The sequence below is a fragment of the Citrobacter sp. RHBSTW-00599 genome (assembly GCF_013784065.1).
Classification (GTDB): Bacteria; Pseudomonadota; Gammaproteobacteria; order Enterobacterales; family Enterobacteriaceae; genus Citrobacter; species Citrobacter braakii.
Genome location: NZ_CP056717.1, coordinates 4,626,538 through 4,639,043, shown reverse-complemented (window position 1 = coordinate 4,639,043; position 12,506 = coordinate 4,626,538). Strand labels below are relative to the sequence as shown.

Sequence of the window (12,506 nt, the reverse complement as noted above, 5' to 3'; positions counted from 1 at the left end):
ATCAATGATGATGTCCAGGCATCACCGAACTGCTGCCAATAACGAGATCACCATCAGAATAAAACATATTACTTATTTTACGGCAGACGGTAACTCTATACATTCCGTTATTTTTGGCAAAAGAAGTTTGAACATTGAAGCTATAAGCCGATAGCTTTTTTTTCAAAGAACATTGTGTCCCGTCCTTTGAAGGAATATGGATTACCTGATAGGCATCTGTCTGATAGGCAACCTCTTCGACATAAAGATCGAAAAACTCTTTCGACGATTCCCCAAGAGCCTGAATATGATGCCTTAAAAGCTCAATATCTTTTGCCTGCAAATTTTTATTACTAAATAATGTGGATCGCTGCGCAACCAGACTGGCGACCTGGGCCGAAGTTTTTTCAGCACTATAACTTAATACCATCACGTAAGTTTGCTGCAGAGCGTAAATAAAAAGTCCGGAAAAAAACAAAAATACAAAGGCGGCCTCAACTGCGACACTGCCTTTTTCACAGTTAAGTCGTTCACCTATAGTAGTCATTAACAGCGATAGTCTCTCTTATCAGAACAACAGGAAGGCCAAATAACTCGCATATTTCATCACTGGATGCCAAGCGTTTGACCTCATAACTAAATTTGATTATTTTACTTTTTTCACTACATTTTTCGGCCGTTGTTTTTGAAATATCACTATAACACTCGACGGCAGATGGCTTATATTTCAATGAATTAAAATAGTTTCCTGTTCCCAGAGATTTTATCTGTTCGTCAAAATCAAAAGATAACTTGTCTGGTTCACTCTTAAGCAAGGCAAGATCGCTTCTTTCGGTGGCCAGGGATTCATTCAAGGCGATCATTGCCATATCATTTTGAAATTTCAATATCTCATAGGTAAACATGATAAACATAAAGATAATCAAAAAAACCATAGAGGTTTCTATTGATGCAACTCCTGACTCAGATTCGAAATCGTTTAAAAGCTGGGTCATATTTTATATTTTACTGGCTTTAAGTTCTTTCATAATAATATTGGCGTCGTCGATAGAATAACGGGTTAAAAGTAGATCATAAGCCCGTCCAGTGCTACCTTCGCTGACGAGACTAAGGATCAGATTTGAGAAAATTTGTTCACTATCTTGCTCCTGATAGGCCTGATAAAAAACATCTGCGACTGGCGTCGCATTACCGGCTTTAGTCTTCTTCATCCACTTTGCCAGATTGATATTCTGCGCGAGGGCGTCATTGCCAGGCAAAAATTGCTTTGCCTTCTCCAGAAGTGCTATGCAGGTATTAAAAGCATTTTTTTTACAATAGGCGATGGCTACATACATCATACCTTTCCCTTTATCTTCATCGGCCAGAACCGAACTCGACTGATTGAGATCTTCATAATGTTCAATTGCGCTATCCAGCTCATTACGTAACAAATTGTTCCGCAATAGCGCAATTTTCAGACGGGAATAATGTCGGCTACTGGCATCAACCATTTTGCTCAGCGCGGTCAGCTCGCTATTTTCCATGTCGTAACGATTAAGCTGATGATAGATATCAGCAAGGCGGAAGCGAACATCAACATCATAAATATTATTTTGAGCCTCCACCCGAGTAAGTTCCAGGGCCTTTTCAAGCGCACCGACTTCTACCGCTAGCGCGGCAGTTAGTCTGGTATCCTTGGAACTATTAACCTGCGAGCAAGAACAGGCCAGTAGAACAAATAAAACAAGAAACTTTTTCATGAAATCATATCCAACGAGAGATTTTGCATGGAGCGTAATAGGCCAGGTAAAATAATTTCCACAATAATAGGAAACATGATAAACAAAATTAATGGAATACCCATCTTTGCATTCACTGCACCAATTTTTTCTTCCGTTTCAATAAAATGAAACTGCCGTATCTCTTGCGCAAGGTTTTGCAGACTGCTGTGCATGCCCGCCCCAAACTGCGCCGAGTTCTTCACCGTAGAATTAAACTCCTGAACTTCAGAAAGGGGAACTTCTAGGTAAAGACGATCGCAGGCCTCATTCAGTGAAGCATATTTTATGGCATTACCAAAGTTAGATATACTTTGTCCCAGTAACGGAGAAAAGCGATGAAGCAAGGGTGATATAGCATCTACCGAAGAGGTTAACGTCATCCCGGTTTTGATGCAGGTTGACATGAGATCAAGAAAATAGACAAAGTTTGTTCTGAACTTCAGAAGTTGTTTTTTATGTTTACGCTCAAGATGTATCTTTAAACCAATATAAAAAATCGTACTCCACACCGGAAACGCATAGAAAGGTATATCACCAAACGTTGCCTTAACCACCAACATTGCCAGCAAGACCAAATATGCAGCAAATACACCAAGATAGAACAGGGTGCTTTGCTCATGGTTATAGTAGCCAGCATTCCTTACCAACTCATGAAACTGAGTCTGGCTCAGATACTTTTCGTTAAATTTATATATCTTTTCTTTCAGGTGGTTAAATATATACTTCGCTCTGTTAGAAAAACTTAAATACTCTGTGATGGTATTATGTTTAGAAACGATAAAATAAAATCTATCGTAATATTCCTCTTCTTTTTTTTGTTTTCTTATAACAAAGAAGAATACAACAACACCAAAAGCAAAAAGGATAATGGAAACTATCTGGATCACAGTTCAACCTTTTGAATCATCCGCGATATAATTACAAAACCTAGCGAAACGCTAATGACCACATAAATCAGAACATAGCGCCCATAAAGTTCATTAAACAAATAAATAAAATTCGCATGTGCAAAAGAATACATCACACCGAGCATTATCGCAGGCAAGGTTGCTAGAATAAAAGCAGCCCCACGCGATTCAGAAGTCAGCGCTCTGGTCTTCTTTTTGATTATCTGTGCGGCAATTAAGTCATCCGCCAGAGCCATCAATGTATCCTTTAAACTGCTGCCTTTCTGCACAGAAATTTTCAGGTAAGAGCTAAAAACATAGTATCCCTTGTAAGGATAGATTTCTTCGCCCTTATCCAGTATTTCTTCGAAACTGACTCCGCTTTTTAGCTGCAATGAAATTCGCTTAAACTCTCTCTGCATAATGCCAGTCAGGTTAATCGAAACTGAATCGACGGAAGCATAAAGCGTTTGGCCCACGGCGAGGTTACGGCTAATCAATCGCAGCGCATACGGAAAATGAACTTCAAAGTAGTCACTGAATGCTTTCTGGTATTTTTTACGTACGACATAAACTGCAATGGCAAACGTCGTCCCAACAGACAGCGCATACGTCAAAGGCGAAGTCTTAAACGTTATGCAACAAAACCCCACAAAACATACGTAGCCGAACGTCAGAATAGATGCCGTGACAACATTCTTAATGCCATAAATAAGAATAAAATCCGGTGACGAACTGCCACTAAAATACGACCCCAATGTCTTTTTAGACACTGTTTTCGCCTTGCTTTCTATAAAATCATCGCCCATGATCGCAGCAAGCTTGCGGTTGAGATATTGAGTCTTAACTCGTTTAAAAATAACCCAGCCAGGCAGGAGACAAAAAAATATGAAAGCAAAAAAGCTAGTCATTGATAATTTCCTTCAACTCCTGCTGCAAACCATAAAATGCGACTTTACGATCCAGAAGAGAATGCGAAAAATTACGTTGTTGCTGATACACCTGTGTACCATCATTTTTTTTAACGCTGTTAAGGACGAAAACATCCTGGCTTTGTATCACATCCCCTTCAATACCACCGATCTCGCTGATACAGGTAACCTTACGTTCACCGTTCGACAAACGAGCACATTGTACAATAATGTCTACAGCCTGAGAGATCTGTCCTTTTAATGTTCTGGTAGGAATATTGGGATTGGCCATCGACAGCATACTTTCCAGACGAACCAACGCATCCTTTGGCGTATTGGCGTGAATGGTTGAGAATGACCCATCGTGCCCGGTATTCATTGCCTGCAACATTTCAAAGGCTTCTTCACCACGGCACTCACCAATAATAATGCGGTCCGGGCGCATACGGAGTGAGTTAATCACCAAGTCACGTATGCTGATATTGCCCTCACCGTCAACACCTTTCGGGCGGGATTCCAGTCTGACAACATGCGCCTTTTGGATCTGTAATTCCGCCGCATCTTCTATTGTCACTACCCTGTCGCCATCGTTAATTTCATTGGAGAGTGCATTTAACAACGTCGTTTTACCCGAGCCTGTGCCGCCAGAGATAATAATATTCGCTTTAACGCGCACCATCAGACTCAGATAATGCGCCATCTCCGGGGTCATGGAAGAAAAATTTATCAGTTCCATCAGACCCAGCTTATCTTCTTTAAACTTACGGATTGAGATAGTACAGCCATCCAGAGCTATCGGCGGAACAATAATATTTACGCGGCTACCATCTTGTAAGCGTGCATCCACCATCGGTGAACTTTCATCCACTCGTCTGCCTATCGCTGCCACGATTCTTTGTGCAACGCGCATTATCTGATCGTTGTTTTTAAAGATAGATTCCAGCCGAATCAACTTCCCCGCTCTTTCAATATAAAGTGAAGATGTCCCGTTTACCATAATATCATTTACCGAGGTGTCATTTAACAACTCCTGCAATGGGCCAAGGCCAAATATATCATCATAGTAACTTTTTACCAGCTTATCTATATTGCGTCTGGTGATAATGATATTTTCACTATCGAGAATTGAAATCAGTTGAGTCTCAATTGAATCCAGTGTTTCAACAATATCAACAACATTATTTCCATCTATTTTTAGTCGCTCCACCAAAAGGCTGCGTACTTTCTCATATTCTTTGATTTGCATAACTTACCTGAAAATAAAGTCAATGATATTTATGGTGTTATCTTTTTTGAATCGACTTAAAAAAGATTCCTCTCTTAACATGGTGGTAGAGAAGTCAACCTTAACCCCAAGTTTGGAATGAATATCATTATCGGTTATACGCAACCCGGCATGGTGCAAAGGTTGCCGTAAGCAGAACAATTTGTCTTTACCTTTACCATTGCTTTCTTGCTTAAAAGATATTTTGTTACGTAAAAAGTTTAGATTATAAATGGACTCTATTTGACCATTGGTGAGCAACACTCGTATATCACTATTATCCAGTAAATTCATTCCTGCTGAGGATGTCATTAGATAATAGGGTACATTGATAAAAATAAACCCGTAGATATCTGAGACAGAATCAATAAAGTTATCAATGCCTTTAACCAGCGCATCTGAATCACTCATAGATATGTCATCCATTAATAAATTGAATGAAATGTAGTCAAAATGCTCATCAAATGCATTAATAAGCTTACGGGATGACAGCGAATCTAATTCTTCACCATCCCGGGTTATATGTTGTAGCGCTTGCTTATTCGCGCGTACGCCCAGATCGGCATCATAATAAATATTAGCCAGATCACAGTTAATAAACAATGTTGAGTAAGATTTAAGCGTTTTATTCTTTTTTAAGTCTCTGAAGGCGTAATAACTCAAATTAATATCTGGGGTTGTATTGCAGATCGCAATCGTCATCGAGGTTCGCGACCGGACATAGCCAAATCCTTTAAGAATGGTTTTAGTTAGTCTGGGTAAATCAACATTATTAATAAAGTATGCGGCATAACCTTGTTCTTCTGCGTTCCACGATGCATCTAGGGAATTATTATCACCAAGCAGTACCGCCGGATAGCGCCCGCGAAGAATCATGGCAAACTCTTCTATATCGCTGCTGGAGTACGACGTACCATCTACAATAAACCACAGACGGCTTGACGTTGACACCCAGTCTTCAATGATCGTGATCGTATCCTTTGGTGTGGCAGTATGGTATTCCAGTCCAATGCCATAGACACGAAGCGCTTCTTCTAGTTCGGATGTTTGTTTGTTAGTGGAACTAAAATAAATAACTAAATCTTTCTTTTTAGCTGGAGAAAAACGTTTTTTAAACTTATCAAAATTCATGCTAAATCCTCAATTGCCGATCGTTAATGCTGGTAGCACAAATTTCAGATTGATTGTATTCACGTATTTCACGAGTGCTACTTTTATACCAGTTAAAATCATCCAACTGATTAACATAGCAGGCTTTTGGATTGTACTTGTTAAGCTGTAGTTGTATATCATGGATTGCATCGCTAACCACCACTTCAGATTTAATAGCATAAGTGTTTACAAGGTTAACAGCTATTGCATGTGCCGCATTTATATTTTCATTTTTACTGAAAACCGTCGCATTAACAAACCCATTGGCGGCGTTCTCAAGAATTATTTGCTCTAGTTTTAAAAATGTATATGCATCTGGTTGGGTAGTAATCTTGATAATGATAACATTATCATCCACGGTATTTAACCAGTTATCAGGCACGCTACATGCGCTGACAGCCAGGCTAACAAGCACAATTATTAATCTTTTACTCAATGACATAATCGGCCTCTTTCAACAATTCCATCGTGGACTTATGGGTCACTTTATTGATATTGAAAAAAGTTTCCCATGGACTGGAAAAACTGGCAAGTGGGAGACTAATAGTATTTTTTTCGGTAGGCTTGATATATTCTACCGTCGCAAAAATCACCAATTCACTTCTACCACTGTTAAAACCTATAGATTTAAATAATGCACCAAACATGGGAATATCACTCAGGCCAGGCACCTTGTTGACATATTGAGCTTGGTTATTATCAATTAATCCACCAAGAACAAAGCTTTCCCCATCGCGCATGCGCACCGAGGTCGCGACATTTCGGGTATTAATGGTCGGCAACTCTGTGTTTTCATATTTGTAATAGCCACCAATTTGTGATGACTCAACGGTTACATCCATGCTGATAGATGCGTCTGTATTTATCACCGGGGCAAAATTAAGTTTAACACCATAGTCTTTCCATTCAACCGTTGAGCCATTTTCACTACGTTGAAATATAGGAATCTGGCCGCCGCCATGAAAGCTTGCCGTCTTGCCATTCGTCACGGTCAGACTGGGTGTGGTGAGAACATTGGCAAGATTATTTTTTGCAAGTGCATTGATTGCAATGCCTAATGAGTTGAAACTCATTCCTTTTACCATGGAACTGTAAAGCCCACCACTGATGGTTAAATCGCTTCCGTTACTGGAGACAGCCCCCTGGCCCCAATCAATTCCCAGCGTCTCGGTAACCTCTTTAGACACTTCGGCGACGGTAACACGTATTTTAATCTGTTGATTCTTCTGCGTGAACAGTGAGTACTTTATTTGCTCCTCACTAAAGTATTCCTGGACGAGATCTTTTATATAATCAATATCTTCACTGGTGCTGACGGTGCCGCTGATGGTTAAAGAATTTCCCATGTCGATAGCTTTAACTTCTTTGAAACCTTCATTGGCTAGCAAAGTATTGATGACGGTAGCCTGACCACGAAAATCATTTACGGAAATCGGAAGCGTACGCGCTTCCCCTTGTTTACCATTGATAATAATATTGGTCTGGCCGCTGGTTTTGCCAAAAATATAAATGTTATGTTCATCCACCACTCTGAAATCTGCAACATCGGGAGAACCAATAACAACTGTATCAATGTCGAAATCAACTCTGTACTCTTTCGTTTTATTAACATCAATATCAAGTGCAAGGCATGCATGACTGAACATGAGCAACAGTAAACCGCCAAGAGTTTTATTAATTACGTCCATTTGAACTTTTTGCTCCTCGAATCTCGATGACTTTAATTTTCTTCTCTGCCAGTGGCGCACCAGAAACAATATCCGCAGCGGTTATTTCTCTTGAGTCGACGCTGATACTTGCTAACGGCTTGTTAAGCATGGTCACTGTCACAGGTGAAACAAAGAACATCCCCAGAACCTGGGCCTGAATAACGCTATCAATGTCATCCTTGTTAAAATAGGCATAAACAATTCTGGTATCGGGCGCATTGCCGCTTTTATCTAATTTACTGGAACTTCTATCAATAGTATCACCCTTAGAAATATCCAGCAGACTAGATTTTTTTTCTTTCCCAGCCCGGTCTTTGGCATTTTTAACAATCCAGACATTACTGGCAAACTTCTTCACGCGCGTATCTTTGTAATCTTTACCTGTTGAGCCACCTCTCTTCTGGTAGAAATCTTCACGATAGATCTTGTTATCGTTAGAGATCAAATAAAGGTCTACAAAACCGTAGTCAGCTACTTTGGGATTTAGAATACTTTCAGCACTTACCGATAATGGAAAGGCAATAAGTTCAGAATCTATTTTTTCTGGCAAATTCTTAAGATTTTCCAGAGTCAAAACCTGCCCTGCACTGATTTCAGTTTCGGCAATTGCACCTTCGCTAAGCAAAACATCCATCTTTTTTTCATCCAGCGCTTCTGCCAGTTCATCAGGACGTTGCCCAGGGTTAAATTTAATCGTTTTTCGGGTATAAAAGTCACCTTCAGGAATTTCACCTCTTTGCATATCTTTCTGCGCCACGAAATATACGCTTTCGATGCGTTCGTCAATGATGGGTTGCTTATCATCAGCCCCTTTTTTATAAATACCCATTACGCCAACCAACATCACGACAATAGCCAGAATTGCTATATATCTATAGCGCATATAATTCGCCTTTCATTCAACCGATAAAAGTAAACGTGCATAAAGCTAATGCTATAGGTATACCGTAAGGAATACCTTTTTTAATCATATCAACTTTTCCCAATGGCGGTATTTTGCACAAGACAAAATGCCACAGCAGGGACCAGCATCCACCAATAAAAATCACCACATAGAGAATAGCTATGTGCCATTGCTCAGGACATAATAACAAGGTCAGAAAAAGAAACTTTACATCTCCCATCCCGATAATATTTTTATATGATAATGCAATGCCGCAAGACAACGTGATCGCTGGGATAATATATCCCCCTCTAACATAGCAATTGCTTTCATCTAAACCAAGTAAGTAAGCAAATCCAATGAAAAGCAGTACAACCAGGGCTTTGTTGGGGATGCGCCGGTATCGAATATCCATCCACATAATATATATGGATGTTAAAACAATCAGAATATAAAGAATCATACTTGTTCAGTACCTATGACGGGAGGTAATCACCCCATTATACCCATCACTAATACCATTTTCGTACACGCATCATACAATCTACCCATATAATAGAAATTTTCATTAGAGCCTCCATGAACGTCAAAGATATAATACTCTCATGCAGACGTCGCTACGCCAATAATAGCGTATTCAGTCGCTGCTACATCTGTATCTTGGACAAGATGATTTGCTGCCTTTGGCAAATAAAGTTAATTTTAAATAGATATAAACCTTTAGATTTCCTTCTGCGCTATCTCAAGTGCCAACAATAATAACAAAATTCTTTAAGTTCCTCTTGTCAAGATAGTTTCAGCATATGTTATTTTGACTTCCATAATTTTCCATGCGTATACAAGGGCGATCAAGAAATCCCCACCCTCCCGGGAAAAAATGAAATATAATCCTGCTGACATCGCCACACCAATAATGGCATATTCAATCGCAGTAACACCTGCATCACGGGAGAAATGGTTAACGGTCTGTGGCAATGCTACAAGCTTTATACCGATATACAACTTAAGAAGAATTTCATAGATCACGTAATTATCAAACCTGCAAATGAAGAATATAACATGGCCATATAACACTGACCTGTAATTTGGTCAGTGTTATTCATTATGACCGCGTAATTACTTATTCAGAATGTTGCCCGCACCTGTGATTTTCGTAGACATTGTTTTCCATGCGGCTTCCAAGGAGGCGAGGAAGCCACCCTCATCAAAGATGTAGAACAGACCAGAAGCCATTGCCACACCAATAATGGCATATTCAATCGCAGTAATTCCCTTCTCACCGACTAGGTGATTTACTTTATGTGCCATATGAATGTGAGCGGCAGTGTATGCTTTAATAATCATGTTGTTTAACATCGTCAATTCCAATTATGAACAATGGGTTACTTAGAACATTCAGTCGGTCTATTTCAAGGATCAAGTAGACACAAGCAAGAATATGTTATTTGTTTACACCAAGCGTTAACTTGATTACGGCATAGTAAGACGCTGAACTTCCTTTGTCATATCAAAAAAAAATATATAAATAAAATACCTTATTCTATAAATAAAATCACTAGCGATCTCTTTTAAGTATAAAGACCAGTTTATCATTTATCTGTTCGTTTATAGCTTCAATCGGAAAGATATCTTCATTGTTCATGATGAGTACAAACTGCCCCCGACTCTGATGCATGGCTACCGGGATAAAACGTGTCTCTTCAAATTTTTTCATTCCGCTCGTCGTCTGAGCTCTTCCTGAGATAGTGGCTTTTGTAAAAGACTGTTTTTGCAATGATAATGTTTTGAATTCAACATAGCTTTCCGCACGATACGTATTTTCAGATACAGCCAGTTTGCTTTTATCTCTGGTAACCTTTATAAAAGTCATTTTATCGTCGATATCAAAGGTTACATTCACTTTGACAACATAATTGTTTTCATTTGACCGCAATATTCCATGGTAGCTTGATGTAAAAATGCTCTGCTCACGTTTACCGTCAAACCAGGCAAGGCCAACAGCAAAAAAGATCAGTGCAGCAAGTAGTATCAAGTATTTAAAGCGATGTATTGCAGAGCGTTGTATTGGTATCGACAATTTCGCCATCATCAAGCGTCCTTCTGACTAAATGACAATTCACATTCCTTTTGTTCAACTGATAATCTATGCGTTCTTTATGAAAAGTGAATTTCACACCATCAAGATAAAACTGATTAATTTCATCTTTCGAATATTCCCTTATGACACCAACACCGACTCCCGCCATACTGCAGGCCAACAACAGTGACATCAATACAATGACCCTTAATGATAGCTTTTTACGCGCCCTGATACTTTTTTTATGATTATTTAACATTTCATGCTTTACAGAGTGGTCGGTAATGACGATCAACGCATTAGCTTCGCTGGATGCTAAATCCTCAGGTTCACACGTGGGACCGATGTCGCTATCGAACGTAAACAGAGCTGCAATATCCTTATCAATAACATAACCTTCCCGAGGCTTCGTCTTTATCAATTGCCTATCATTGTCCTTAATTTTCCTACGTAGCGAGTTGATCGTTTGATTTATTGTAAAATCACTTACAAATCGCCCATTCCATACTTCCTCTGCAATTTTCTGGCGTGAGATACAGGCCGGAGATGTATTTAAAAGAATCTCCAGAAGACATTTTTCCTTCGCCCGTAAAGCGATCATTTCACCTTTGAGATACACATTTTTGTTGTCTAAATTAAGGTCGCTATCGTTGCAGTCATCTACAGTAACCATATGAAATGTCCTTCGTCTTTCTGTACCACCATTATAAGAACGGAAAATTACAAATCACTATTTTTGTCTATATATGTTAAATCAACGAGAAAATACAATGTTTATTATTTTATGCGATATATTATCTCGCTTAGTGGCACTCTTTTTCGTAACGCGAGATTTCTGGATCATATTTCATAAAAATACAAGCTTTTCATTTCTAAACGAATGCTAAACAAGTCGTATTTTATATTCTATTTATCCGGAAATCCTCTCTCTGGTAATGGTTGCCATATAAACTAACTTTCTGTATCTGCAAGTTTAGTCATAAAATGTAAGCATAACGTAAAGAATTTCGCACCCGGCATTACGCTATAATTCAATTACCCGGCCCACGTTCAATATATATTTCATTTTTTATAAAAGTGATAACTTGCTAATGGGGTCCCATACCCCAGACCAAAGCTGCAGCTCCAGCGGCACCTTATTTTTACCTTTCTGGCGGTTTAGCCCGTCCCCCCTTTCCCTCCTGCTACACCTCTATAGGGCAGATTTGTCTATGGGCCCGGGGTCACTCCATAACTCAATTACCAGTTCTACTGGTAAATCATCATACTATGACGTGGAAAGCGGGGAATTTTGCTGATGCGAAGAATCGTAAGGGGAAATAGGAATATTACAGGTGGAGTAAATGGTGGAAACACCCGACTGACAAGGGGGGGTTGATGACGCTGAGTTTTTCCCCCTTGCCTGAAGAGGAGTCTCCCCGGTCTTCCCCCGGGGGCAGGGTCAGGTAATTTGTTGTTAAATAAGGTAAATTATGAAACCCCCCATTTCCCAGTATTCTCTGCTTCATTATGAATAATCTTAGAGAAAGGAACCGTAGAGGACCGTAGAAAGACCGTAGCAGTGGGGTAAGGAAGAGACACATCAGAGGGTGTTGAGGTGTCTAAAAGTAACGCACATCTGCGAAAATGGCGAGAAATCCAGCAAACAATTAACGTGCCGTAACGACCAGAAATCTACCGTAGCCAGAAAAGGAAAAAGCCTCGCTTTTCAGCGAGGCCTTATGAATAGTGGTGCCCGGACTCGGAATCGAACCAAGGACACGGGGATTTTCAATCCCCTGCTCTACCGACTGAGCTATCCGGGCAACGGGGCGCATTAAACCGTAATCCGGACACCCCGTCAACCAAATTTCTCGCTTTTTCTGTCGGTTGCTTAACTAT

15 protein-coding genes and 1 tRNA gene are annotated in these 12,506 nt (G+C 39.8%); all 16 read right to left on the bottom strand.

Features of this window, described 5'->3' with window-relative positions:
* Position 1: 1 nt before the first annotated feature.
* Positions 2-526: a tight adherence pilus pseudopilin TadF gene (tadF, locus tag HV243_RS22540; RefSeq protein WP_053390204.1), complete on the bottom strand. Its 525-nt coding sequence runs from the start codon at positions 524-526 to the stop codon at positions 2-4.
* Entirely contained in the window at positions 510-974 is a 465-nt protein-coding gene (locus HV243_RS22535; RefSeq protein WP_131351696.1) for a hypothetical protein, read from the bottom strand. Before HV243_RS22535 ends, tadF begins: the two co-directional genes overlap by 17 nt.
* 3 nt (positions 975-977) lie before the next feature.
* The gene (locus HV243_RS22530; protein WP_053390202.1) at positions 978-1,721 is read right to left on the bottom strand and encodes a hypothetical protein; all 744 of its coding nucleotides are present in this window, start codon (positions 1,719-1,721) and stop codon (positions 978-980) included.
* Positions 1,718-2,629, bottom strand: a complete 912-nt coding sequence (locus HV243_RS22525) for a type II secretion system F family protein (RefSeq protein ID WP_181603894.1) — start codon at positions 2,627-2,629, stop codon at positions 1,718-1,720. The genes HV243_RS22530 and HV243_RS22525 overlap by 4 nt, the downstream gene beginning before the upstream one ends.
* Entirely contained in the window at positions 2,626-3,540 is a 915-nt protein-coding gene (locus HV243_RS22520; RefSeq protein WP_053390136.1) for a type II secretion system F family protein, read from the bottom strand. Before HV243_RS22520 ends, HV243_RS22525 begins: the two co-directional genes overlap by 4 nt.
* On the bottom strand, positions 3,533-4,786 hold the full coding sequence (locus HV243_RS22515; protein ID WP_053390135.1) for a CpaF family protein: 1,254 nt from the start codon (positions 4,784-4,786) through the stop codon (positions 3,533-3,535). Before HV243_RS22515 ends, HV243_RS22520 begins: the two co-directional genes overlap by 8 nt.
* 3 nt (positions 4,787-4,789) lie before the next feature.
* Entirely contained in the window at positions 4,790-5,935 is a 1,146-nt protein-coding gene (locus HV243_RS22510) for a hypothetical protein (protein ID WP_053390134.1), read from the bottom strand.
* Position 5,936: 1 nt separating this feature from the next.
* Entirely contained in the window at positions 5,937-6,398 is a 462-nt protein-coding gene (locus HV243_RS22505; protein WP_053390133.1) for a hypothetical protein, read from the bottom strand.
* Entirely contained in the window at positions 6,385-7,644 is a 1,260-nt protein-coding gene (locus HV243_RS22500; protein WP_053390132.1) for a pilus assembly protein N-terminal domain-containing protein, read from the bottom strand. Before HV243_RS22500 ends, HV243_RS22505 begins: the two co-directional genes overlap by 14 nt.
* On the bottom strand, positions 7,631-8,548 hold the full coding sequence (locus tag HV243_RS22495; RefSeq protein ID WP_053390131.1) for a hypothetical protein: 918 nt from the start codon (positions 8,546-8,548) through the stop codon (positions 7,631-7,633). Before HV243_RS22495 ends, HV243_RS22500 begins: the two co-directional genes overlap by 14 nt.
* A 16-nt stretch (positions 8,549-8,564) precedes the next feature.
* Positions 8,565-9,011, bottom strand: a complete 447-nt coding sequence (locus HV243_RS22490; protein ID WP_053390130.1) for a prepilin peptidase — start codon at positions 9,009-9,011, stop codon at positions 8,565-8,567.
* A gap of 308 nt (positions 9,012-9,319) precedes the next feature.
* Positions 9,320-9,574: a hypothetical protein gene (locus tag HV243_RS22485; protein ID WP_053390129.1), complete on the bottom strand. Its 255-nt coding sequence runs from the start codon at positions 9,572-9,574 to the stop codon at positions 9,320-9,322.
* Positions 9,575-9,664: 90 nt separating this feature from the next.
* Positions 9,665-9,904 carry a hypothetical protein gene (locus tag HV243_RS22480; RefSeq protein WP_053390128.1) on the bottom strand — a complete coding sequence of 80 codons (240 nt, stop codon included), beginning with the start codon at positions 9,902-9,904 and terminating at the stop codon, positions 9,665-9,667.
* 199 nt (positions 9,905-10,103) lie between these two features.
* Positions 10,104-10,637 (bottom strand): hypothetical protein, encoded by a 534-nt coding sequence (locus HV243_RS22475; RefSeq protein WP_053390127.1) that lies wholly within the window; start codon positions 10,635-10,637, stop codon positions 10,104-10,106.
* Positions 10,585-11,298 (bottom strand): winged helix-turn-helix domain-containing protein, encoded by a 714-nt coding sequence (locus HV243_RS22470; protein WP_053390126.1) that lies wholly within the window; start codon positions 11,296-11,298, stop codon positions 10,585-10,587. The genes HV243_RS22475 and HV243_RS22470 overlap by 53 nt, the downstream gene beginning before the upstream one ends.
* Before the next feature lie 1,056 nt (positions 11,299-12,354).
* A tRNA-Phe gene (locus HV243_RS22465) sits at positions 12,355-12,430 on the bottom strand.
* Positions 12,431-12,506 lie beyond the last annotated feature (76 nt).

Coding starts and splice junctions, on each gene's coding strand:
- HV243_RS22490 (WP_053390130.1), bottom strand. CDS start 9,011: ATGATTCTTTATATTCTGATTGTTTTAACATCCATATATATTATGTGG.
- HV243_RS22475 (WP_053390127.1), bottom strand. CDS start 10,637: ATGATGGCGAAATTGTCGATACCAATACAACGCTCTGCAATACATCGC.
- HV243_RS22495 (WP_053390131.1), bottom strand. CDS start 8,548: ATGCGCTATAGATATATAGCAATTCTGGCTATTGTCGTGATGTTGGTT.
- HV243_RS22510 (WP_053390134.1), bottom strand. CDS start 5,935: ATGAATTTTGATAAGTTTAAAAAACGTTTTTCTCCAGCTAAAAAGAAA.
- HV243_RS22480 (WP_053390128.1), bottom strand. CDS start 9,904: ATGTTAAACAACATGATTATTAAAGCATACACTGCCGCTCACATTCAT.
- HV243_RS22500 (WP_053390132.1), bottom strand. CDS start 7,644: ATGGACGTAATTAATAAAACTCTTGGCGGTTTACTGTTGCTCATGTTC.
- HV243_RS22505 (WP_053390133.1), bottom strand. CDS start 6,398: ATGTCATTGAGTAAAAGATTAATAATTGTGCTTGTTAGCCTGGCTGTC.
- HV243_RS22535 (WP_131351696.1), bottom strand. CDS start 974: ATGACCCAGCTTTTAAACGATTTCGAATCTGAGTCAGGAGTTGCATCA.
- HV243_RS22515 (WP_053390135.1), bottom strand. CDS start 4,786: ATGCAAATCAAAGAATATGAGAAAGTACGCAGCCTTTTGGTGGAGCGA.
- HV243_RS22520 (WP_053390136.1), bottom strand. CDS start 3,540: ATGACTAGCTTTTTTGCTTTCATATTTTTTTGTCTCCTGCCTGGCTGG.
- HV243_RS22530 (WP_053390202.1), bottom strand. CDS start 1,721: ATGAAAAAGTTTCTTGTTTTATTTGTTCTACTGGCCTGTTCTTGCTCG.
- tadF (WP_053390204.1), bottom strand. CDS start 526: ATGACTACTATAGGTGAACGACTTAACTGTGAAAAAGGCAGTGTCGCA.
- HV243_RS22470 (WP_053390126.1), bottom strand. CDS start 11,298: ATGGTTACTGTAGATGACTGCAACGATAGCGACCTTAATTTAGACAAC.